The following is a 22,363-nucleotide window of genomic DNA, read 5'->3' as shown; positions in this document are numbered from 1 at the left end:
CATCTTTTCGGGCTCCTGTTGAGTATCCCTGCCTGCTGCGCGGCAGCGGCCACGCCTTCGCCGAATATCGTCCATGCCGAACAAAGCGCCCTGCTGGTGCGCGACACCAGCATGTTCAGCGCAGGACGCGGGGTCGCCCTGCGCGCCGGCGACCTGCTCGACTCCCGTGACGGCGCGATCCAGCTCGACCTCGGCGGCGCCACCATCGCCATCGGGCCCGGCACCCGGCTGTTCTTCAGGCAGGGCGGCGAAGTGGTGCTGCTGGAAGGCTGGCTCAAGGCCAGGGGCAATGCCGCGCGGCCGCTGGCCGTCAACGCAACGCTGCTGCGGCTGCACGTCGCCGACGCGACCGCGATCGTCCACGCCGCGCCGGCCGCCACCGAGGTCTTCGCCGAGGCGGGCGAGGTGGCGCTCGAAGAACTCGACGGCGGCAAGGCCAAACGCCGCCTGAAGCTCGCCAACGAACAGTTCGCCGCGCGCAGCAATGCCCAGCCGCTGCGCATCGCGCCACGGCCGGCGGCGCCATTCCTGGCCGGCCTGCCGCCGGCCTTCCGCGACCTGCTGGTGCCGCTGCCCCAGGGCCCCGCCGCCCAGCCCCGCCACGAACGGCGCGCGACGTATGCCGAGCTGGCGCCCTGGCTGGCGCGCCAGCCTGCCCTGCGCCAGCAGGTGCAGCGCCGTTTCGATCCCCCGCGGCCGCCTCGCGCCGCCGCTCCTACTCCCAGACAGCCTTGAGGCTCAGCACATGAAATTGTCGATCGCGGCGAAGTTCAACATCGTCTTCCTGACCATCTTCGCCATCGGTTTCGGCGCCGCCAGCGCCGTCACCAACTACCTGTTGCAGGAGAACGCGCGTGAAGAGACGCTGGAAAGCGCACGCGTGCTGATGCAGTCGGCGCTGGCCGCGCGCAGCTATACCTCGGGCCAGGTCGTGCCGCTGCTCGAGACCCGCCTCAAGTATGAATTCGTGCCGCAATCGATCCCCTCGTATGCGGCCACCGAACAGCTGAGCCATCTGCTCAAGCAGTACCCGGACTTCAGTTACAAGGAAGCGACCCTGAACCCGACCAATCCGCGCGACCGCGCCAGCGACTGGGAAGCGGACCTGGTCAACACCCTGCGCGCCAAGCCCGACCTGAAGGAACTGGTCGGCGAACGCGTGACCTCGGTCGGCCCGGCGCTGTACGTCGCCCGTCCGCTGCAGATCAAGGACGCTGCCTGCCTGCGCTGCCACAGCGTGCCGGATGCGGCGCCCAAGACCATGCTCGACATCTACGGCCGCAACAACGGCTTCGGCTGGAAGCACATGGAAATCGTCGGCGCCCAGGTGGTGTCGGTGCCGATGGAAGTGCCGCTGCGCCGCGCCAGCGCCATGCTGCAGACCTATATGCTGTCGATGCTGGGCATCTTCGTGTTCCTGTTCATCGCCCTCAACATCATGGTGCACGTGTTCGTCACCCGTCGCATCACCCGCATGAGCCGCCTGGCCGACCAGGTCAGCCTGGGCGAATTCAGCCAGGAAGAGTTCGACGTCAGGGGCAACGACGAGCTGTCGGCGCTGGCGCGCTCGTTCGCGCGCATGCGTTCGAGCCTGGCCAGCGCGATGAAGATGCTGGATGAATGAGGCTGAAGGCAAGACGATGATCGAACAGCTCGGCAAATACCGGATCGACGGCATCCTCGGCAAGGGCTCGATGGGCGTCGTCTACAAGGCCTTCGATCCCGGCATCGAACGCGTGGTGGCGCTCAAGACCATCCGCAAGGAGATGTTCAGCGAGCGCGAGCAGGCCGACCTGATCGGTCGCTTCAAGAACGAGGCGCAGGCCGCCGGCCGCCTGGCGCATCCGAACATCGTTACCGTCTACGATTACGGCGAGGACGCCGAATCGGCCTATATCGCGATGGAGTTCGTCGAGGGCACGCCCCTCGACGCCCTGATGCAGCCTGGCCGCGCCGACAGCGTGCAGCGCGCGCTGGCCTGGATGGGCGACCTGCTGCATGGACTGGACTACGCGCACGCGCGCGGCGTGGTGCATCGCGATATCAAGCCGGGCAACCTGCTGGTGACGGTGGGGGCCCAGGTCAAGATCAGCGACTTCGGCGTGGCCCGCATCGAATCGTCGACGCTTACGCAGGCCGGCTCGATGATCGGCACGCCGAGCTATATGTCACCCGAACAGTTCCGGGGCGAGGCGGTCGACGGCCGCTCGGACGTGTTCTCGAGCGGGATCGTGCTGTACCAGCTGCTGACCGGCACGCGCCCGTTCACCGGCTCGACCACGATCGTCATGCAGCAGATCCTGAACGAGCATCCGGCGCCGCCATCGACCGTGCTGCCGGCGCTCGGCACCCGCTTCGACGCGGTGCTGGCGCGCGCGCTGGCCAAGTCGCCGGCCGAGCGCTTCCCCACGGCGCGCGCCTTCCACGAGGCCCTGCTGGCAGCGGCCGGCGCCGACGGCCACGATCCCGATGCGACCCGGCTGGGCGACAGCGACCGCACGCTTCTGGCGGCCGGCCTGCCGGCCTTCGATGCGGCGCGCGCGCATGCGAGCACCGGCACCCTGCCCGGCGCGACCATGGGCGGCAGCGAGATCGTCACCCTCACGCCATGGAAGCGCGAAGCCTTCCCCGAAGTCGAGACGCTGCTGGCGCGCCAGATCGGCCCGATGGCCCGCTTCCTGCTCAAGAAGGTGGCCGACAAGGCCGACAGCCTCGATGCGCTGGGCGCCCTGCTGCTGCCGCACATCCCGTCCGAACTGGGGCGCCAGCAATTCCAGGAGGCGCTGGTGCTGGTCGGGAAGAAGCTCGAGTCCAGCGGCACGGGTAGCGGCGTGGTGCGTACGCCGACCTTGATGCGCACCGGTTCTGGTATTGGTACCCGCCCGGGCCAGGCCGCGCTCCAGGCCGCGGCCGATGTCGACCAGCCATTCGCCGATGCCGCCGCAGTCAAGCTGGTGAACCTGATCGGCCCGATCGGCCGGGTGGTGGCCAAGCGCGCCATGAAGAGCACCGCGGACCGGCAGGAATTCCTGCAACTCCTGGCCAGCCATATCGACAATGCCGGCGAGCGCACGCGCTTCCTGGCCGAGATGAGCGTGCCATGATCACGACGATCACCATGAAAGCCGCAGCATGACGATGCAGATTCCCCTTTCGCCGCCGCGCGTGCACCACCTGCCCGGGGCGCTGGTGTTCGGCCTGACCGACGTCGGTCCGGTGCGCCAGTCCAATGAAGACAACTTCCTGCTCGACGAATCGCTCGGCCTGGCGATGGTGGCCGACGGCATGGGCGGCCACGCCGCCGGAGAAGTGGCCAGCGCCGGTGTGCTCAACGAGGTGCAGGCCTATCTGCGGACCCACGGCGGCGCCGTGGATGCGGCGCACGCCCAGTCCGGCCCGGCCGACGATCCGGACGCCACCTGGTCCGACTCCGACTCCGGCGCGGTCAAGCTGCTGCACGCCGCGCTGGCCCATGCCAATGGCACCCTGTACGCCCAGAACCACCAGCGCAAGCGGGTCGAGGGCAACGGCATGGGCACCACGCTTACCGGTTTCTGGCGCCGCGCGCCGAAGGCGCCGCTGGTGCTGTTCCATGTCGGCGACAGCCGTTTGTACCGGCTGCGCATGGGGGCGCTCGAGCAGCTCACGCGCGACCAGACCATGTACCAGCAGGCGCTCGAGGCTGGCCTGCTCGATAGCCTGCCGCCGCGGAACCTGCTGCTGCAGGCGGTCGGGCCGTCGCCGTCGATCGCGCCCGAGGTGCGCGCGCACCTGGTGTTTCCGGGCGATGTGCTGATGCTGTGCAGCGATGGGCTGCACGGGAGTGTGCCGCATGCGGAGATCGAGGCGGCCATGGCGAGTGCGCAGGCCAACAACCTTGAGCCGGTATGCGCACGGCTCGTGGAAATGGCCAAGCAATATGGAGGGCGCGACAACATTACAGTAGTAATGGCCATATGCGCTGCGGCTTAAACGTTCAATAGAAGTCCTTTCTCTCTGGAACCCACAAAGTTTGCAAGTAAATTTCCATGACGACCTTGCTTGAATGGACTCAGATCCCGTATTCGACGCAGGTAGTCTGAGCGAAGCGTTGAGCACGTAAGCCATTAGAACCAAGATGAAGTAGTGCACCTTCTCAGCCTTGCAAAGCATTTCATCCAAGGCCTTATCCGAGTCTGGATTTTATCTGCAAAGCAGACCTTAAAGGCTTCTATTAGTGATTTTCCCTCAGCAAACCGTCAGCATGGTCCATCCCGACCAAAAATTTAACGATGTGAATTAATTTGCTTTATCAGAACCCAGATTGCCGAAATACAGGATCGGAATTATCACCATGCACATTAAGGATCATTTCAAAAATATTCAGCCAAAGCTAAAATACAAAAATCGTATCGCATGGGCTGGAAATATTCCTTTCTTCTCATCGGTTGATCGAGAGTACAAGGCACTCTTCAAATATACGAAAATGAAGTACGCCGAACAGATGCTTAATTTAGGTCGTTTTCGAATTGGCACCCTGTACGAGTATCAAGGAATGGAAATTGCAGAGATTGGAGACCGCTACGAAGGTTTTAGAGGGTACCAGACCAACCCAGAGGTTCCTATCGCCCCTCAGTTAGACACGCTGATCAAACATGTCCGGTATCTGGAACCCGTTCGAAATTATCCTGCATTTAATAAACATCCGATCGGAATGCCAGTTCAGATAGATGTAATAGCGCCGGACATGTACCTACTCTGTTTCACGCGCAATTTTGATCGTGAGGCAATGACGCGATTCGGCTACGATGCGTGCATCGAAATTAGTAACCCGACAGGCTTCTTACATAGCCTGAACGAAGCGATGCTCCCATACGCATATTCTGGCTGTATCAACACCTGCCACTATTCCGATCGAATCATCCAAATTAACGACAATTCAGTGCCCCCACCGCAGTCGATTAAAGGCAGAGAATTTGAGCATCAGCAGGAGGTTCGTCTCGTCTGGGATCCACTTCCTTTAAAAAATCTGTGGCGCAAAGATAACCTACCTGTGCTTAAAGATTACGAGTTTGGACCGTCATCCAAACCGGCACTAAATGCGCCTATCATACTGGAATGTCCAGATGCTGCGAAATATTGTAAATTGATTTTCTGACTCAACCCTATGGCTAAGCTCAAGCATATCAGCGATTTTGAAGATTTCCTAATGCATTGGCATCAGTAAGCTCTATCACTAATCCATAAGTAAAAGGGCATCAGCAGACCAAAACGCTCGCTTTCATCCAGCGGAACTTGAATGAAAAATTTGATTGCGCGCGATCGTGGATAAGTTTTATCGTTTGTTAATCCGAGGCTTAGCTCCACCCATGCTCGCGCCATTCGCCTTCCAACAGCGCAGCAAATCTATTAGAGGACGGCAGGCTTCGACAGCGCGCCAAACAGGGTGCCACTAGTTCTGATCCTAGGCCCCACCAGGCGCTGTCTCCGTCCATGTCTTCGATCACCAGTGCTGAAATGCTAGCATCATCTAATGCAACGCAGCGCGCGATGCCCATCGATGATCTCGAGAATCCTTGCGCATGAGTTGCCGCGAATCCACCCAGCGCCAGCAGCGCAGCATCCAACCGATCGAGGGACGCTCCCTCACCGAGCGCTGTCAGCGCGATCTCTTCAAGCCTAACGAACCAGTCCTCATGTAATCCTAGACAATCGGATAGCGTCGGCGCCTCCATCGACGGCGCCGCCAGCACTAGCGGAAAACAGCGCCCAACCCGATCCATGCTCGGCATCATGACGCCGCTCCATGCCTCAGGCCCGCACAGCCCCGGCGCCAGCACGAAGCGCCACAAGGGGCTGCTGAGCCAGGCCGCTTGCCAGCCTGCCCCAAGCGCTTCCCTGCTGGCGACGATCCCGCGCTGCAGCCAGGCGTCGAACGGATCGCGCATCGAGGACGGCAGGCGCCGCCCCACGAAATCGCCATGACTGGGCAGCTTGCCGAAAAACCCCGGCGCCGCCGCCAATGCCGTCACCGTCGCCTCCTCACCAGCCCGTCGGGCAGCGGAAGCCCTCGAGCGCTTCGCGGCGGAACGGGTTGATGACGCTGCTGGCGGTCAGCTGGTAGTTCATCTTGCGGCCATCGAGGTCGAAGGCCAGCGCATAGCGCTCGGCCTGGGCGCCCGATTGCACGACGCCCTTGTCCAGCATGCGGAACCAGGCCCACGGACCGTCGCTGCGCAGGTCGGCGCGCAGGGCCGGGGTGGCTTCGAAGCGCACCTGGCCGCCGCCCTTGCCCGACGGGAGCGTGATCGACACCGGCCGCGCCGCGGCGCCGGCCGCATAGGTCACCGGCTGGCCGTCGATGTCGAGCACCACATTGGTCAAGCCCGGATCGGCGCCGACCGGCAGCAGGTCGAAGCGCAGCGAAGGCTGGCGGCCGCCGCTGGCGAAGAACATCTCGCGCACGCGCGCGGCGCGCTGGAACTGGTTCAGCACGTCCTGCGGGATGCCGACCGTGCCGTCGCCGGTGTCGCGCCACTTCCACTGGCTGCCGGCCATGTCGACCTGGGCCGCCAGGTTCTTCGTGAAGAAGTCGTCCATCGTGCCGCCCGGGCCGAAGAAGCGGCCGAAGTCGTCCGGCGTCGCGTCGCGCGCGGCGCCGCGCGTCATCGGATAGCGGCCGGCGATCGCGTCGCGGCAGAAGGCGGCGCCGTTGGCCGCCCACAGCGCACCCAGGCGCGCCCGCTCGCTGCCCAGGGTCAGGCCGCTGCCGGCGCTGTCGACGTTGCGCAACATGCCGCCCAGCGGTTCGGGCATGCCTTCGGCGGCGCGCTTGACCTTTTGCAGGGCCTCGCCGGATGGCGCCGGGGCGCCGGCGCGGCGCGCCTGGTCGGCGGCGTCGAAGTATGCCGAGGCGTCCTTCAGCAGCGCCAGCTGGGCGTCGAGCGTGCCCGGCGCCTGCGGCGTGCCGACCAGGCGGTGCAGCGGCGCGAAGTGCTGGTCCACCGGATTGGCGGCCTGCTGCGCCGGCGCCGGATCGTCGCCGCCGAGCGCGGCCTCGAGCTTCTTGCGCGCCTCGGCCAGCTTGCCCAGCACGGCCGCATCCATCGTCACCGGAGTCTTGCCGGCGGCGCCGCCCAGGCGGGTCTCGCGCGCCGCCACCATGAGGAAGGCTTTCAGAGGCGAGTCGGCGCCGGCCAGCGCATTGGTGATGCGCGCGCCGGCGTCCAGGCTCGAGAACGGCGCGATGCGCACGTCCGCCAGGTAGGCGTCCCAGGCGCGGATATAGTCGGCGTAGTACAGGCGCAGCACGGCGACCTGCAGCTGGTCCGAGGTCAGTGCGCCCAGCGCGCCTTCTGCTTCGCGGCGGTCGAGCACCCAGCTGTCGCGCGCGATGTCGGTCAGCGCCTGCGGCGCGCCGGCGACGATCGCCTTGTGGCCGGCCACGCTGAACAGGCCCGGCACGCCGCGCGTGAGCGGCTCGCCGCTGGCGCGCGCCAGGATCGCCGACACGTCGCGGCCCACCGCGCGGTTGACCGAGGTCTCCGGCAAGCGCTCCTGCGCCACCTGGCGCTTGAGGCGGTTGTACAGGCGCTCGGGCAGCGGCATCATCGCCAGCGTCGAACGCACCTGCGCCACCAGCGCGGTGTCGAGCGCCGGCGGCGCGCCGGCATCGCCATTGGCGCCATCGAACAGCGCGCCGACGTGGGCCAGCAGCGCGTCGCGCTGCTCGGGCGTTGCCTCGGGCAGGCTGCGGCGCCAGTCGAATTCGAGCCAGGCCTGCACCGATTGCGGATCGAGGTGCAGCGGCTGGCCCAGCATCAGGTAGACGCGCAGCGCCTCGTACAGCTGCTCCTGGTTGTTGGCGTCGCCGCGGCGCAGGGTTTCTTCGAGCCGCGCCATCACGCGCGGCAGCAGGGCCGAACGCAGCAGGCGCTGGTAGGCCAGCTGGGCGCCGGCGCCCAGCTTGTCGGACTGGTTCAGGCCGAAGCGTTCCAGCAGCGGCGCGCCGGCTTCGCGTTCATCGTAGCCGCCCGGCAGCGCGCGCGCCGCGTCCAGCATCGGCAGCACGCCCAGCGGCGAGCCGGTGGCCGGCGCGGCCGCCACCAGCTTTTCGAGTTCGGCGCTGCGCGCTTCCATCTCGTTCACGTTCGCCTTGTTGCGCACATAGCTGGTGGCCAGGCCAGCGGCCAGCAGCACCAGGGCCAGCGCAGCCGTTACCGCGCCGGCACGGCGCAGCAGGCGCTGGCGGCGCTCCACGGCGGCGTCGCTGCCGGCCAGGCTTGACTCCTTGAACACCAGCTCGCGCAGCAGGTCGGTCAGGAAGAAGCTGCGCCCGCTCACGGCGTTCGGCGGCAGCACCTTGCGGTCCAGGCCGAAGGTGTTCGCGAGCGCGCCCATCACGCGGTCGATCGGGCTGCCCTCTTGCGTGCCGCTGGTGAAGTACACGCCGCGCAGCTGGGCGTCGCGCTCGAAGCGGGTCGGCGCGAACACCGCCTGCAGGAAGCCTTCCAGCAGCTCGCCCAGGTTGCCGAACTGCTGGGGGAAGCGGTAGACCAAAGCGCGCCGCTGCAGGTCGCGTTCGTCCTGCAGGCGCTTCATCACGCCTGCCTGCAGCTGCTGCTCGAGCTCCAGGAAGCGGGCCGGGAACTGCGCCAGCGCGTCAGCCGGGCCGCTGCCCACCGGGAAGGTCAGGCCCCAGACCTGGGCCCGCTCCTCGCGGCCGAACGGGTCGAAATACTCCATGAAGCCGGCCAGCAGGTCGCACTTGGTGACGGTGACGTAGACCGGGAAGCTGCTGCCCAGCCTTTCATGCAATTCCTTGATGCGGGCGCGGATCGCCGCGGCCTGGGCCTGGCGCGCCGCCGGTCCCTGCTGCAGCAGGTCGGACACGCTCAGCGCCACGATCACGCCGTCGATCGGACGGCGCGGGCGGTGCTTCTTCAGCAGTCCCAGGAAGCCGTGCCAGCCGGCCTGGTCGACCTCGGCCTCGCTGTCCTGGGTCGTGTAGCGGCCGGCGGTGTCCAGCAGCACCGCTTCGTCGGTGAACCACCAGTCGCACTGGCGGGTGCCGCCGACGCCGCCGATCGCGCCCGGCCCCAGCGTCTCGGCGAGCGGGAAGCGCAGGCCCGAGTGCAGCAAGGCAGTGGTCTTGCCGCTGCCCGGGGCGCCGACGAACATATACCAGGGCAGCTGATACAGGTACTGGCGGTTCCAGCGTCCGCCCTTGGGCGCCGCCTTGCGCAAGGTTGCCAGCGCCTGGTCCATGCGCGTCTTCAGGGCGGCCTGCTCCTGCAGCGCGGCCGGCGCCGGCGCTCCAGCTGCCGCGGGCGGCGCTTCGGCGGCCGCCATGCTGGCCATCAGGCGCCGGTTGGCCAGGTGGGCCTGCAGATAGCGCCAGCCGAACCAGGCGCCCCAGGCCGCGAACATCAGCAGCACGACGATGGCGCGCGAACGGCGCGAGGCGAACGGCTCCTTGCCGTCGAAGGCGAGCAGCGGCGCCTCGAACCAGAACACCAGCGCCAGCAGCGCCACGCCGATGAAGGACAGCACCATGGGCTTGAACAGCCAGGAGAACAGACGTTTCATAAGACTCCGCCGTGGCGGCCGATTGATTGTTGGGACAAGAGCGGGTTGGAACGAGCGCCGGTCAAGGCGCGTTGGCCGGGGCCAGCACCACCAGGTCGACCCGGCGGTTGCGCGCGCGCGCCGCCGGCGAGTCGTTCGGCACCACCGGCTCGGCGTCGCCCCGCCCTTCGGCGCTGTAGCGCGACTCGGGGCCGGCGCGCGCGGCCAGCGCGTTCATCACGCTGCCCGCACGCGCCTTCGACAGGTCGTAGTTCGACGGATAGCGCGCCGACAGGCCGGGCTTGGTGTTGTCGGTGTGGCCGACCACGATCACCTTGCCGGGCAAGGTGTTCAGGGCGTCGCCGATGCGCTCCAGCAGCGGCACCATGTCGCGATTGACCTCGGCGCTGCCCGAGCCGAACATGCCTTCGCCGCGCAGCGTGATCGTGGTGCGGCCCGGGGTCTCGGTCACCGTCACCAGGCCGCGCGCGACTTCGGGCGCCAGGAAGGTGGCGGTGCGCGAGGTTGCCGGCGTGGCCGGGGTGGCCGGGGCGACGGGCGCGGCCTGCGCCTGGCGCAGCGCCGACAGCCTGGCGAACACCGGATCGGAATCGCGGTTCAGCAGCGTCGATGCCAGCAGCTGGGCCGCCAGCAGCACCCCGCAAGCCAACGCGGCGAAGACCCACACCGGGGTGGTGCGCAGCGGCGAAGCCGCCTTGGCCTCGGCCCCGCGCCAGTGCGGCGACAGCGCGGTCTCCTGCGCGCCGCGGTGCTGGCGAATCAGGCCCAGCAGGCGCTCGCGCAGCTGGGTCAATTGCGACTGGCCGCCTTCGGCGACGCGGAAGCGCCCTTCCAGGCCGAGCGCCAGGCACAGGTACATCAGTTCGAGCAGGTCGAGGTGGCGCGCCGGGTCCTGGCTCAGGCGCTGCAGCACCAGGAAGAATTTCTCGCCGCCCGAGGCTTCGTTGTGGAAGGCCACCAGCAGGCTGCGCGACCCCCACACTCCGCTGCCCCACGGCGTGCCGGAAATCGTCTCGTCGAGCAGCGTGCACAGGGCGTAGCGGGCGGCGGCGATGGCTTCGATGTCCACGCCGGCCGCGCGCGCGTCGGTCTCGAAGGTGCGGATCGCCTGCGCCAGGCGCTCGCGCAGGGCGTTCAGGTCTTGCGGCTGGGCGGACAGGCGCAGCGGCACCACCAGGTCGAGCAGCGGATTGGCCGCGCGCACCAGCGGATTCAGGCCGCTGCCGGGCAGCACCGTGTGCACGGCGCCGGCGCCGCCGTCATGCTGCGGGCCGGGCGCCGGCGCTTGCGCCTGCGCCGGCGTGGCGGCGGCGGCCGCGCGGCGGCCGCCCGGATTCAGCACCAGCATGGTGGCGTCCGGGTCCTGCTGCGGGGGACGTGGATCCTGTGTGCTCATGGCGTGTTACCTCCGGATGGCCCAGAACTGCATCTGCAGGCCGGGGAAGTCGCCGGCCACGTGCATGGCGAAGCCGGCCGACTGGTGCAGGTGCTGGAAATACTCGCTGCCGCTATCGAGTTCGAAATAGGTGTAGCCGGCGTAGAACGGCAGCTGGCGCGGCGCCACCGGCAAGGCGCGCAGGCCGATGCCGGGCAGCTGCAGGTTGACCAGGTCGCGGATCTTCTCGACCGAGCCGATCTTGACCTGGGCCGGGAAGCTGCCGCGCAGCAGTTCCGGCGGCATGTGCGCGTTCACGGCCAGCACGAAGCTGCTCGAGCGCAGCAGCTCGCGGTCGGGCACCACCGCCACCCGGATGCCGAACTGGCGCTCGTCGAGCGGGATCGGCACCGCCGCCGTGTCCATCACGGTCGACAGCGCGCGCCGCAGGTCGGCGATCACCGGGGCGAAGCTCTCGGCCAGCGCGTCGTGGCGATAGGTCGGATAGCTGGCGGCGCGCTTGCCGTTCTCGGTGAAGGTGGCCAGCTCGCCGGCCAGCGCCACCAGGTGCCGGTACAGGGTTTCCGGATGCACGCCGGTGGCGCCGGCCAGGTGGATCGTGAGCGGTTCGGCGCGGTTCAGCAACTGCAGCAGCAAAAAGTCCGCAATCTCGGCGGCGCCGGCGGCGCCCGGCTGCGACAGACGCGCGCCCAGCATGTCGGCGCGCTGGTGCAGCAGGCCCACCAGCTCGTCGGCGAAGGCCGCCAGCCTTGGCGCGGCGCGGAAATCGAGGCATGGCGGGCTGTAGTCGGGATCGATCACCACCCGGTTGTCGGCGCGCCGCTCGACGATGCGGGCCACCCCGATCGTGGCGTAGGCATTTTCCACCTCGGACGCCAGCGCCAGCCGCAGGCGCAGTTTACCGACCTGCATCAGGGCGCTGTTATCGAGACCGTTGCTGTCCCAGGCTTCGTAGTCGTCGGGGCGATGGCGTGCGAAGTTGTCGACGCCGTCGCCGGACGCCACTTCGGCCACGCCGTGGCGGCGCAGCGGCAGCGCCAGCACCACCATCACGTTGCGCGCGTCAGCCGGTATGTCGAGCGGCAGCGGCAATTCGTCGTCGGCCGGCAGCGTGAACGGCGTACCGTCCGGCAGCACCGCGCTGCACGATTGCAGCGCCAGCTTGCCCAGCGCCAGCTGGTGTTCGTCGATCCTCAGTTCGGCGAAACCCCAGCTGTAGGGCCGTAGCGCCGCCACGCGGTTCTCAAGCTGGCTTTGCCAATAGCGGTCGTGCTGCTGCAGGTGCTGCGGTTGCAGCAGCATGCCTTCGGACCAGACCACCTTGTTCTTCCACGCCATAATGCCTCTTTCAGTAACTTGTTATGCGGGCCGCTGGCCCGCGCGCTTGGCCTGGCGCAGGCGCTCGACCTGCTCTTCGTAGGCGGCCGAGAATTTTTCGCCGAACAGGCGCTGCAGGTCGTCGTCGGCCTCGCGCGCGATCTCGCCGTACAGCTCGACCAGCCGGTCCCACATCTTGGCCTTGCGGTTCGAGGCCAGCATCTTGTCCATCACCGACGGCACCGCCAGGCGCGCCTCGATTTGCGCCGGATCGAAGCGGTGCAGCACCGCGCCGAGCGCGGCGCGCATGCCGGCGATCACTGCCAGCTCGTGCGCGCGCAGGTCGTCGAAGGCGCCGGCCATGGCGTCCACCGGCGGCATGTAGCCGGCCATGGCGCCGGTCAGCATCTGGGTCAGCGCGCCTTCGGCATTCGGGAAGAATTTCAGGGGATTGTTGGCGCGCACCGACAGCATGGTCATGTCGATCCGGCTCTCCTTCTTGGTCATGGCGCGCGCCATCAGCACGTCCATGGTGCCGGTGGTGGCTTCGCGCAGCATGGCGCCGACCATCTCGGCCACTTCGGTGGCGGGACGCTGCAGCTTGAGGTCGGGCAGGCCCATGCCGCGCAACAGCGCCTGCATGACGGCGTCGTTGTCCGCCTGCGCGCCGGCGACCGCGACGGGCGGCGGCGCGGGGACGACGGGCGGCGGCGCGACCGGTTCGGGTACGAACGCGGGCATCGGCGCCGGCGTCGGGACCGGTGCGGCCGTCGGTGCAGGCGTTGGCGCAGGCGTCGGTGCAAGTGTCGGCACCGGCGTCGGCGCCGCGCTCGGGAACAGGTCGGCCAGCGGATCGTAATCGGCCGGGATCGAGAAGCCGCCCGCGGCCGGCGCGGCGAACGACGGCGCCGGCGCCGGGGTGGCGAACGAAGGCGGCGCCGACGGCATGCGCGGGAAGGCCGCCAGCTCGGGCGAGACGTGGTCGCTCTCGGCCGCGCGCGCCGGGGCCGCCGGCGCGAACAGGTTCAGGCCCAGCGGATCGTCGCCCCCCAGGCCGGCCGCGGGCGCCGAACCCACGTCGAGGATGCTGGCGCCGGCCAGCGGATCGGGCCAGGCCGGCGCCGGTGTCGGCATCTGTGCATGGACCGCAGCCGGGGCAAAATCGAGGGGCGGCAGCTGCACCGGCGCGGGCGGCGGCGGCGGCTCGAACAGCGGCAGGGTCGCGTCGTTGGTTGGCGCCGGCGCCAGCGCCGGATGCATCGGGGCCGCCATCACCACCGCCTGCAACAGGTAGTCGCCGATCACCAGCCGGTCGCCGTGGCCCAGGACGACCTGGTTGCCCTTGCCGAGCGGGCGGTCGTTGACGATGCTGGCATTGCTGCCCAGGTCTTCGAGCACGAAGGTGTCGCCCTGCGCCAGCACGCGCGCATGCACGCGCGAGATGTACTTGCTGGGGTCGTCGAGCACCAGGGTGTTGTCGGGCGAACGGCCGATGGCGCCGCCGGCGGCGTCGAAGCGCACGGCCGGCGACGCCGGCACCGGAGCGTTGCGGTAGGTAAGGATTCTGAGGGTCAGCAGCATTGCATCGTATGAGAAGGTGGTCCCGGAGGCCTGCCGGGCGCCGGATGGCGAAGGCGGGCTGGACGACTAAAGATTATACGTGGCACAACAGCTTTCATTCAATAAACTTGCCGAACCTGCCATCAATTTATCTGCACGATGGCGCCAGCAATCGTCATCGGAGCGCCTGACTTGATTTCCATCAAGGCCCCTGCCTTGACTTTGGCATTTGCATCGGCGGCAATCTCGATCTCCGCCGACTTGATGGTGATCTTGCTGCCTTCGATCTTGATGCTGCTGCCGCCCACCTTCAGCTCGATCGAGGTGCCGGCCTCGATCACGATGGTCGACCCCACCTTGACCGCCTGCTTGCCGTCGATCTTCACCGTCTGGTCATTGGTGATCGCCACCGTCTGGTCGTTGCCGATCGTCAGGGCCTGGTCGTTCTTGATGTCGATCGTCTGGTCGCCCTTGTCGGCGGTCTCGAAGCCGACCTTGAGGGCGTCGTTGTTCTTCACCACCCGCAGGAAGTCGCGCTCGGCGTGCATGTACACTTCTTCGGCGCCCTTCTTGTCCTCGAAGCGCAACTCGTTGAAGCCGGCGCCGCCCTTCGACGATTGCGACTTGACGGTGGACCTGGTCTGGTTGGCCGGCAGCGCATACGGCGGCATGGCGTCGGAGTTATAGACGCAGCCGGTGACCAGCGGACGATCCGGGTCGCCCTCCAGGAAGCTGACCACCACCTCCATGCCGATGCGCGGGATCGACATCGCGCCCCAGCCCTTGCCGGCCCAGCCCTGCGCCACGCGCACCCAGCACGAACTGTTTTCGTCGTCCTTGCCGACCCGGTCCCAGTGGAACTGCACCTTGATGCGGCCATACTTGTCGGTCCAGATCTCCTCGCCCGCCTTGCCGACCACGAAGGCGGTCTGCGGCCCGGCGACGACGGGACGACGCATGATGCGCGGCGGCCGGTAGGCATGCTCCTTGCCGATCGCCGTGAACTCGCAGTTGAACTCGAACGCCTGCCCATTGCTGGCATAGGCATTGCTGCTGAAGGTGCAGGTGGCCGAGGTCACCAGCACCTGGCGGTTCTGCTCGTTGCGCGGGTGGTCCTCCAGCGTGAACAGGCCGCCCGCATGCAGGCCGCGCGCATCGGTGCGCCCCAGGATCCGCTCGCCCTGACCGTGCAGGCTCTCGATGCGCGCGCGCGTGGCCGCCCGACCGTCGCCGGCGTTGTCGTAGTAGCCCGGATAATCGTACATCGCGTACGACGCCTGCCCGAAAGGGGCCGCCAGGTTGGCCCTGGACTGCAGGCCGCCGCCCCGGCTGCTGCCGGATTTCTCGAAATCGTAATCGTCCAGCACCACCACGCTGGAGGTAATCTCGCCACCCGCCTCCCACCCGTACACCGCTTCATGATCGCGCTTGGTGGCCGAACTCGGCTCGCGGAACGGCAGCTGTCCATACCCTGGACACGGCTGGTGCGCGCCGTAGGAGTCGGCCAGCTCCATCGTATGGCCGCCGTTGGAATGCTTGAAGAAGAAGTAGATGCCGGCGCTTTCGAGCAGGCGCAGCACGAACTCCAGGTCGGTTTCGCGGTACTGCACGCAATAGGGCAACGGCGGATACGAGCCTCCGAGCCCGGTCTCGGACAGCGTCACGGCGCCGCCATAGGCGCCGCATACCTGCTTGACGATATCGGTCACCGACATTTCCTGGAACACGCGGCAGTCCGACCCGTAGGACAGCAGCGACAGGGCCGGACGCACGATGGCCACGTAGCGGCTGAAGCCGCTGCTTTCGTCCCAGCCGGCGTAGCGGAAATGGGTGACGATGCCATTGAAATGGCGCTCGTCGCCGGGGATCACGAGGCTGACCGTCAGCGGAGTGCCAAGCACCTCGTCGGTCTTGATGGCGCCGTCGGTCGAGAGCATGACGACTTCGAATTCGAACAGGCGTCCGAGCGCCTCGCTCGCGCGCATGCTCGCGAACAGCAGCACGTCGTCGCCAAGTGCGGACTTGACGCGCGCTTCGCGATTGGTTTGGGTAACGTCCATGGTGGTTTCGATGTCGGTAAATGAATGGGCGCGTCGGCGCGGCGCTCAGGGAATCATGGTCTTGACGGTGCCCGGATTGATGAAGGAGATCACGCCGCCAAACGAGCATATGCACTTCGAGACGTTATCGAGCGCCGGCATCTTCGCGATCATGACGGTCGCCGCGCCCGGCGCCCATGGCGCCGCCGTCGCCGGCACGCAGGGCATCGGGGTCAGCACGCCGAGCGCGGCGGCGGTGGCGCCGGCGACTGCCGGATTGGCGATCGAGCTGCACATCCCGAACGGCATGATGTTGACCATCGGCTTGTGGTCCATGATGTTGGCCGCCGGCGGCCCCTCGCACAAGACCTTATTGGTGGGCAGGACCACCAGCGCGGACGGCGCGACGCCGAACGTGCAGGTCATCAAGGCTCCCATCGACACCTGGCTTGGCATGTCATTCTCCTTGTTCGCGACGGCCGGTTTGCGCGTGCGCGCACGGCGCCGTCGCAGTGCCGTGAGTATCGCCGATGCAGTACATAGTTGCAACGTTTTGCTTTAAGCTGTGGGCCACGATCACACCACGGAAAACCCCATGTCCAGAAAGACCGTCAAGCCCGCGCGGGCCGCGCGCCCGGCGCCGCTCGACGCCGCCCTGCGGCTCGCCATCGACGCCCACCAGCGCGGCCAGTTGGCCGAGGCCGAGCGCCGCTACCGCGCCCTGCTCGCGGTGGCCCCGAAACACGCCGACGCCCTGCACTTCCTGGGCGTGCTGCTGCACCAGAACGGCCAGCGCGAAGGCGCCCTGGCCCTGATCGCGCGCGCCCTGGTCATCGCGCCCGGCTATGTCGACGCGCGCAACAACCTGGGTAACGTCCAGAAAGAGCTGGGCCTGGCGGCCGACGCCGAATCCAGCTACCGCGCCGTGCTCGCGGCGCGCCCCGATTTCGCCCCGGCCTGGAACAACCTGGGCGTGGTGCTCAAGGCCCAGGGCCGCGGCCAGGAAGCGGCCGACGCCTACCGCCAGGCGCTGGCCCTGACGCCCGACAATGCCGAGAGCTGGGCCAACCTGGGCAACGCGCTGCGCGCGCTGCACCAGCTGGACGAAGCGATGACGGCCTACCACAAGGCGATCCTGCTGGCGCCGCAAAGCGTCGACGCCTATCACAACCTGGGCCAGGCGCTGGTCTCGAGAGGTCGCACCGGCGAGGCGCTGGACGTCTACCGGCGCTGGCAGGAGCAGCAGCCCGACAACCCGATGATCGCCCACATGATCGCCGCGGTGGCGGGCGGCGTGGCGCCCGGACGCGCCAGCGACGGCTACGTGCAGACCACCTTCGACCGCTTCGCCAGCTCCTTCGACGATGTGCTGGCCTCGCTCGACTACCGCGCGCCGCAGCTGTGCGGCGCGCTGGTGGCCGAGGCGGCGGACGCGCCGCGCGGCGCGCTCGAGGTGCTCGACGCCGGCTGCGGCACCGGCCTGTGCGCGCCGATCCTGGCCCCGTACGCGCACGCCCTCGACGGCGTCGACCTGTCGCCGAAGATGCTGGAGAAAGCGGCCGCACGCGGCGGCTACCGCCGGCTCGAGGCGGCCGAGCTGACCGCCTGGCTCGCCGACCACCCCGACAGCTACGACCTGGTCGTCTCGGCCGACACGCTGTGCTACTTCGGCGCGCTGGAAGACGTCGTGGCGGCGGCCGCCGGCGCCGTGCGTCCCGGCGGCCACCTGGTTTTCACGCTCGAGGAATGCAGCGACGACGCCCTGCCCTACCGCCTCAACCCGCATGGACGCTACAGCCATGGCGAGTCCTATGCGCGCGCCTGCCTGGCCGCGGCCGGGCTCGACGTGACGGCGCTGCAGCGCCACGTGCTGCGTACCGAACTCGGGGCGCCTGTGGCGGGCCTGGCGATCGCCGCCCGCCGCCCGCCCGCCTGAGGCAGCGCGCCGCCCGCCGGGGTCACAATGTCGTGCCCGGCACGAACGGCGGCGCCAGCGGATTCAGGCCAACCTGGAACCTGTCCGGATAGGCCGAGGTGATGAACAGCGCGTCGCCGTGCGCGCGCATGTTCAGGGCCACCTTGTCGATCTTCTTGAGCGTCGCGCCGCCCTGCTCGTAGCCATACCAGGGATTGGACAGCGGCAGCGCGGTGGCGCCGTGCAGCCAGATGCCATTGGCAACCGTCGGATTGGCGTCCAGCCACTGCAAGGCGGCCTTGCCCCCGGTCGTGGCCAGGATCTCCACCAGCACCGCCACCATCGTGGTGTGGTCCTGGAAGCGCGACTTGTGCGTGGGGCCGGACACCCCGCCTACCGGGTCGGACTCGGCCGAATGAAGGTAGGCGTGGCCGCGGCCCTTGCCCTTGGCCGTGAACGAGCGCATCGAGGGCGGCAGGGCCGGCCCGTACAGCATGCTGTCCAGCCGGGTGCCGGCCGAACGAAACAGGACTGCCTCGACCATCGCAGTGTCGTATACCGCATTCGCTACACCCATGACGTTCTCCTCGATTGACCGGCGACGGCGTCGCTCAGGTCGATTTCATCTTCTCGGCCAGCAGGGCCGTCACCGTCTTCGAATCCTGTTCCAGCATCCACAGCATCTCGTCCGGGCTGTACAACTCGGCCGCGATGCCCTGGGCCAGCGCGCAATTGTGGGTCACCAGGTGGCGCGCGATGACGTCGGCGTGGGCCATGCGGTTCACGCCCTTGGTCCCTTTCACCGATTTGTAGACCGCCTTGCCCAGGCCGTACAGCGTGGTGGCGATGCCGGCGCCGAGCGAGCCGGCGACCTTCTTGCCGCGCTTGTTTTCCTTCTTGTTGATCAGGTATTCCAGCGCCGCCACCACCTCGAGGTGCTCGTCCTCGACGCGCGGCGCCTTCCTGCCGTCGGCGCCGATCAGGTCGCAGGGCATGCCCTTGGCGCGGCCCAGCAGGCCGTTCAGCACCTTCAGGTGGCGGTGGGTCTTGAGCGCCGAGCGCGCCGAGGCGGCGACCGAGCCGAGGGTCACCGCGGCGCCGCCGACGATCAGCCCGATGCCGGTGGCCGAGGCCGCGGCGCCGGCCGTGAACAGGGCCACCAGCGTGGTCGTGCCCAGCACCTGCTGGGTGACCTGGATCCCGGCGCCGGCCGCGCCGCTCGCGATGCGCACCGTCTTCTTCACCAGCGGCCAGCGCGACGGGACGGTTGCAAAGGCCGAGGCGACCGTGTCGGGCGATTCGAGGGTGATGTTGGTAACGTCCGTCATGTTCCTGACGGTGTTATCTGCTGCGCTGGGGGGCATGAAGAATCCTGTAAAAAAAGTGGTAATCGTTCGACCGGCGAACCAGTCGAGAAAGCGCTGCGCTCAGGCGAGTGCGATATTGGCCACCGCGTTTTCAGCGGCCACCCACAGCGCGGTGTTCTGCCCGACCGGCACGCCGGGCGAGCCGCCGTCCTCGGTGCGCTTCTTCGAGATGAACAGCACGCCGCCGTTCGGCCCCCGATGAACGTGGATCTGGTTGTGCGGGGCGTGGTTGTTCAGCACGAACAGCACGTTGTCGTGGAAGGCATGGTGGTTATTGATGCGCAGGGTGTTGAGATGGGTACCGATATCGGGAAGGCCCAGCACCATTGGGGTACCGCGAAAACGACGACGTGCCATGATGAATCCTCCTTGGGTTGGGCCGGGCGCGCGCCCGGCGGTGACACTGGATCAAGCTGCATTGGAACTGCCGGCGGCGCCGAAGTCGTAGCTGAAGGCGTTGTCGCGCACACCCACCGCGACCTGCGCAATGCTGGCGCCTTCCATCATGCGGTTCAGGAACTCGCGGCTGACGTCGGGCAGCATGGTGTTGGTCAGGATCGCGTCGATCATGCGCCCGCCCGACTCGCCCTCGGTGCAGCGCGACACCACCAGCTTGACCACTTCGTCGCTGTAGGTGAACGGGATCTTGTAGCGCGCCTCGACGCGCTTCTTGATGCGGTTCAGCTGCAGCTTGACGATCTCGCCCAGCATCGCGTCCGACAGCGGGTAATACGGAATCGCCACCATCCGGCCCAGCAGCGCCGGCGGGAACACCTTCAGCAGCGACGGCCGCAGTGCCTTGGCCATGTCGTCCGGCTCCGGCATCAGTTCCGGGTCCTTGCACAGGCCCGCGATCAGGTCGGTGCCGGCATTGGTGGTCAGGATGATCAGGGTATTCTTGAAGTCGATGAAGCGCCCTTCGCCGTCTTCCATGAAGCCCTTGTCGAACACCTGGAAGAACATCTCGTGCACGTCCGGGTGCGCCTTCTCGACCTCGTCGAGCAGCACCACCGAATACGGCTTGCGGCGCACCGCCTCGGTCAGCACTCCGCCCTCGCCATAGCCCACGTAGCCCGGCGGTGCGCCCTTCAGGGTCGACACCGTGTGCGCTTCCTGGTACTCGCTCATATTGATGGTGATGAGGTTCTGCTCGCCGCCATACAGGGCTTCGGCCAGCGCCAGCGCAGTCTCGGTCTTGCCGACGCCCGAGGTGCCGGCCAGCATGAACACGCCCACCGGCTTGCTCGGGTTGTCGAGGCCCGCGCGCGAGGTCTGGATGCGCTTGGCGATCATCTCCATCGCATGGTCCTGGCCAATCACGCGCTTGGCCAGCGAGGACGCGATATTGAGGATGGTTTCCATCTCGTTCTTCGCCATGCGGCCGACCGGGATCCCGGTCCAGTCGCCGACCACCGCCGCCACCGCCTGGTAGTCGACGGTCGGCAGGATCAGCGGATTCTCGCCCTGCAGCGCGGCCAGGTCGTCCTGCACCTGCTTGAGCTGCGCCTTCAGGTCCTGGCGCTGCTCTTCGCTCATGGTTGTGCCCACTGCGGCGCCCCCGCCTTCCTGGTTCGCGTCGGCCTCGAGCTTGCTGCCGGTGCCTTCGACCGGCTGGGCGCCGTCGCGCAGTTGCGCGCGCAGCGCCAGCAGGCGGTCGACCAGCGCGCGCTCGTCGTTCCAGCGCGCCTCCAGGCCGGACAGCCGTTCGCGCTCGGCCGCCAGCTGCTCGTTGGTGTCGTCGGCGCGCTTGCCGGTCTCGATGCCGATCGCGCCTTCGCGCCCGATGATGCCCAGTTCCACTTCGAGCGCCTCGATGCGCTTGCGGCTGTCGTCCACCTCGGCCGGGGTGGCGTGCAGGCTGACCGCCACCCGCGCGCAGGCGGTGTCGATCAGGCTCACCGATTTATCGGGCAACTGGCGCGCCGGGATGTAGCGGTGCGACAGTTTGACCGCCGCCTCGAGCGCTTCGTCCAGGATCTGCACCTTGTGGTGCTTTTCCATGGTCGAGGCCACGCCGCGCATCATGAGGATGGCGCGCTGCTCGCTCGGCTCGTCGACCTGGATCGATTGGAAGCGGCGAGTCAGGGCCGGGTCTTTCTCGATATGCTTCTTGTACTCGGCGAAGGTGGTGGCGCCGATGGTGCGCAGCGTGCCGCGCGCCAGCGCGGGTTTCAGCAGGTTGGCGGCGTCGCCGGTGCCGGCCGCGCCGCCGGCGCCGACCAGGGTGTGCGTCTCGTCGATGAACAGGATGATCGGCTGGCTGCTGGCTTGCACTTCGTCGATCACCGAGCGCAGGCGCTGCTCGAATTCACCCTTCATGCTGGCGCCGGCCTGCAGCAGGCCGACGTCGAGCGTCAGCAGGCGCACGTCCTTGAGCGAAGGCGGCACGTCGCCGCGCGCGATGCGCTGGGCGAAGCCCTCGACCACGGCGGTCTTGCCGACGCCGGCCTCGCCGATCATGATCGGGTTGTTCTGGCGCCGGCGCATCAGGATGTCGACCATCTGGCGGATCTCGTCGTCACGGCCGACGATCGGGTCCATCTTGCCGCCGCGCGCCTGCTCGGTCAGGTCGATGGTGAATTTCTTGAGCGCTTCCTGCTTGCCCATGGCAGCCGGCGCGATCGCGCCCGAGGCTTCGCCCGGCGCCGCGCCGCCGCCGCTGAAGCCGTCGGTGGCGACCAGTTTCGCTTCCGGCGAGTCGCCCAGCAGCTTGGCGAAGTTGTCGGTCAGGTGCTCGAGCTTGACCCGCTCGAACTGCTTCGACATGCCGTACAGGGCGTTGCGCAGGCCGCTGGTCTTGAGCATGCCGACGATCAGGTGGCCCGAGCGGATCTGCGATTCGCCGAACAGCAGGGTGCCATACACCCAGGCCCGCTCGACCGATTCCTCGACCTGCGACGACAGGTCGGTGACCGAGGTCGAGCCGCGCGGCAGGCGGTCCAGCGCCGCCGTCAGGTCGCGCGCCAGCGCCGCCGGGTCGATCTCGTAGTGGCGCACGATGCGCACCAGGTCGGAGTCCTGCAGCTGCAGGATCTGGTGCAGCCAGTGCACCGGTTCGACGTAGGGATTCCCACGCAGCTTGCAGAACACGGTGCTGCTTTCGATCGCCCGGTAGCACAGGCTGTTGAGTTTTCCAAACAATGCAACGCGGCTGATGTCGGCCATGGACTTCCCCTAGTGTGTGTTATTGCCGTTTGTCGTA

At 67.6% G+C, this 22,363-nt stretch carries 17 protein-coding genes; 6 read left to right on the top strand and 11 right to left on the bottom strand.

Features of this window, described 5'->3' with window-relative positions; genetic code table 11:
* Window positions 1-18: 18 nt before the first annotated feature.
* From Q9246_RS18900 to Q9246_RS18880, 5 genes are all read left to right on the top strand, one after another.
* A complete protein-coding gene (locus tag Q9246_RS18900) occupies window positions 19-735 on the top strand; it encodes a hypothetical protein (RefSeq protein ID WP_306392248.1) in 717 nt (238 codons plus the stop codon).
* 10 nt (window positions 736-745) lie between these two features.
* Window positions 746-1,624 carry a Tll0287-like domain-containing protein gene (locus Q9246_RS18895; protein ID WP_306392247.1) on the top strand — a complete coding sequence of 293 codons (879 nt, stop codon included), beginning with the start codon at window positions 746-748 and terminating at the stop codon, window positions 1,622-1,624.
* Entirely contained in the window at window positions 1,617-3,104 is a 1,488-nt protein-coding gene (locus tag Q9246_RS18890; protein WP_306392246.1) for a serine/threonine-protein kinase, read from the top strand. Before Q9246_RS18895 ends, Q9246_RS18890 begins: the two co-directional genes overlap by 8 nt.
* Window positions 3,105-3,138: 34 nt before the next feature.
* Window positions 3,139-3,972: a PP2C family protein-serine/threonine phosphatase gene (locus Q9246_RS18885; RefSeq protein ID WP_306392245.1), complete on the top strand. Its 834-nt coding sequence runs from the start codon at window positions 3,139-3,141 to the stop codon at window positions 3,970-3,972.
* 361 nt (window positions 3,973-4,333) lie between these two features.
* The gene (locus tag Q9246_RS18880) at window positions 4,334-5,137 is read left to right on the top strand and encodes a hypothetical protein (RefSeq protein ID WP_306392244.1); all 804 of its coding nucleotides are present in this window, start codon (window positions 4,334-4,336) and stop codon (window positions 5,135-5,137) included.
* A 199-nt stretch (window positions 5,138-5,336) separates the two neighbouring features.
* Here Q9246_RS18880 and tagF read toward each other — a convergent pair whose 3' ends face one another.
* The 7 genes from tagF to Q9246_RS18845 form a co-directional block, all read right to left on the bottom strand.
* Window positions 5,337-6,011: a type VI secretion system-associated protein TagF gene (gene tagF / locus Q9246_RS18875; protein WP_306392243.1), complete on the bottom strand. Its 675-nt coding sequence runs from the start codon at window positions 6,009-6,011 to the stop codon at window positions 5,337-5,339.
* Window positions 6,012-6,021: 10 nt separating this feature from the next.
* Window positions 6,022-9,567 (bottom strand): type VI secretion system membrane subunit TssM, encoded by a 3,546-nt coding sequence (gene tssM, locus Q9246_RS18870; RefSeq protein WP_306392242.1) that lies wholly within the window; start codon window positions 9,565-9,567, stop codon window positions 6,022-6,024.
* Between the two features lie 61 nt (window positions 9,568-9,628).
* A complete protein-coding gene (icmH, locus tag Q9246_RS18865; RefSeq protein ID WP_306392241.1) occupies window positions 9,629-10,963 on the bottom strand; it encodes a type IVB secretion system protein IcmH/DotU in 1,335 nt (444 codons plus the stop codon).
* Window positions 10,964-10,969: 6 nt separating this feature from the next.
* Window positions 10,970-12,301, bottom strand: a complete 1,332-nt coding sequence (tssK, locus tag Q9246_RS18860; protein WP_306392240.1) for a type VI secretion system baseplate subunit TssK — start codon at window positions 12,299-12,301, stop codon at window positions 10,970-10,972.
* Window positions 12,302-12,322: 21 nt separating this feature from the next.
* Entirely contained in the window at window positions 12,323-13,861 is a 1,539-nt protein-coding gene (tagH, locus tag Q9246_RS18855) for a type VI secretion system-associated FHA domain protein TagH (protein WP_306392239.1), read from the bottom strand.
* Window positions 13,862-13,983: 122 nt separating this feature from the next.
* Window positions 13,984-15,900, bottom strand: a complete 1,917-nt coding sequence (locus Q9246_RS18850) for a type VI secretion system Vgr family protein (RefSeq protein ID WP_306392238.1) — start codon at window positions 15,898-15,900, stop codon at window positions 13,984-13,986.
* 45 nt (window positions 15,901-15,945) lie between these two features.
* Entirely contained in the window at window positions 15,946-16,335 is a 390-nt protein-coding gene (locus Q9246_RS18845) for a DUF4280 domain-containing protein (protein ID WP_306392237.1), read from the bottom strand.
* Between the two features lie 139 nt (window positions 16,336-16,474).
* On the opposite strand from Q9246_RS18845, the gene Q9246_RS18840 reads away from it, so the two are divergent.
* Complete coding sequence (locus Q9246_RS18840) at window positions 16,475-17,815, top strand: tetratricopeptide repeat protein (RefSeq protein ID WP_306392236.1); 1,341 nt, start codon at window positions 16,475-16,477, stop codon at window positions 17,813-17,815.
* 22 nt (window positions 17,816-17,837) lie between these two features.
* Here Q9246_RS18840 and Q9246_RS18835 read toward each other — a convergent pair whose 3' ends face one another.
* From Q9246_RS18835 to tssH, 4 genes are all read right to left on the bottom strand, one after another.
* Entirely contained in the window at window positions 17,838-18,371 is a 534-nt protein-coding gene (locus Q9246_RS18835) for a hypothetical protein (protein ID WP_306392235.1), read from the bottom strand.
* 34 nt (window positions 18,372-18,405) lie between these two features.
* On the bottom strand, window positions 18,406-19,122 hold the full coding sequence (locus tag Q9246_RS18830) for a hypothetical protein (RefSeq protein WP_306392234.1): 717 nt from the start codon (window positions 19,120-19,122) through the stop codon (window positions 18,406-18,408).
* Window positions 19,123-19,221: 99 nt separating this feature from the next.
* Window positions 19,222-19,518 carry a hypothetical protein gene (locus Q9246_RS18825; RefSeq protein ID WP_306392233.1) on the bottom strand — a complete coding sequence of 99 codons (297 nt, stop codon included), beginning with the start codon at window positions 19,516-19,518 and terminating at the stop codon, window positions 19,222-19,224.
* A 51-nt stretch (window positions 19,519-19,569) separates the two neighbouring features.
* Window positions 19,570-22,326 carry a type VI secretion system ATPase TssH gene (tssH, locus tag Q9246_RS18820; RefSeq protein ID WP_306392232.1) on the bottom strand — a complete coding sequence of 919 codons (2,757 nt, stop codon included), beginning with the start codon at window positions 22,324-22,326 and terminating at the stop codon, window positions 19,570-19,572.
* Window positions 22,327-22,363: the final 37 nt, after the last annotated feature.

Origin of the sequence: Telluria beijingensis, from assembly GCF_030770395.1 — a bacterium.
GTDB classification, from domain to species: Bacteria; Pseudomonadota; Gammaproteobacteria; order Burkholderiales; family Burkholderiaceae_D; genus Telluria; species Telluria beijingensis.
Note: the sequence above shows the minus strand (reverse complement) of the source record. Positions and strands in the feature narration are given on the sequence as shown.

Excerpts from the sequence above, each read along its gene's own strand:
- tssH (WP_306392232.1), bottom strand. The coding sequence starts at position 22,326 with ATGGCCGACATCAGCCGCGTTGCATTGTTTGGAAAACTCAACAGCCTG.
- icmH (WP_306392241.1), bottom strand. The coding sequence starts at position 10,963 with ATGAGCACACAGGATCCACGTCCCCCGCAGCAGGACCCGGACGCCACC.
- Q9246_RS18885 (WP_306392245.1), top strand. The coding sequence starts at position 3,139 with ATGCAGATTCCCCTTTCGCCGCCGCGCGTGCACCACCTGCCCGGGGCG.
- Q9246_RS18850 (WP_306392238.1), bottom strand. The coding sequence starts at position 15,900 with ATGGACGTTACCCAAACCAATCGCGAAGCGCGCGTCAAGTCCGCACTT.
- Q9246_RS18825 (WP_306392233.1), bottom strand. The coding sequence starts at position 19,518 with ATGGCACGTCGTCGTTTTCGCGGTACCCCAATGGTGCTGGGCCTTCCC.
- Q9246_RS18845 (WP_306392237.1), bottom strand. The coding sequence starts at position 16,335 with ATGCCAAGCCAGGTGTCGATGGGAGCCTTGATGACCTGCACGTTCGGC.
- Q9246_RS18840 (WP_306392236.1), top strand. The coding sequence starts at position 16,475 with ATGTCCAGAAAGACCGTCAAGCCCGCGCGGGCCGCGCGCCCGGCGCCG.
- Q9246_RS18890 (WP_306392246.1), top strand. The coding sequence starts at position 1,617 with ATGAATGAGGCTGAAGGCAAGACGATGATCGAACAGCTCGGCAAATAC.
- Q9246_RS18895 (WP_306392247.1), top strand. The coding sequence starts at position 746 with ATGAAATTGTCGATCGCGGCGAAGTTCAACATCGTCTTCCTGACCATC.
- tssK (WP_306392240.1), bottom strand. The coding sequence starts at position 12,301 with ATGGCGTGGAAGAACAAGGTGGTCTGGTCCGAAGGCATGCTGCTGCAA.
- tagH (WP_306392239.1), bottom strand. The coding sequence starts at position 13,861 with ATGCTGCTGACCCTCAGAATCCTTACCTACCGCAACGCTCCGGTGCCG.
- tssM (WP_306392242.1), bottom strand. The coding sequence starts at position 9,567 with ATGAAACGTCTGTTCTCCTGGCTGTTCAAGCCCATGGTGCTGTCCTTC.
- Q9246_RS18830 (WP_306392234.1), bottom strand. The coding sequence starts at position 19,122 with ATGACGGACGTTACCAACATCACCCTCGAATCGCCCGACACGGTCGCC.
- Q9246_RS18880 (WP_306392244.1), top strand. The coding sequence starts at position 4,334 with ATGCACATTAAGGATCATTTCAAAAATATTCAGCCAAAGCTAAAATAC.
- Q9246_RS18835 (WP_306392235.1), bottom strand. The coding sequence starts at position 18,371 with ATGGGTGTAGCGAATGCGGTATACGACACTGCGATGGTCGAGGCAGTC.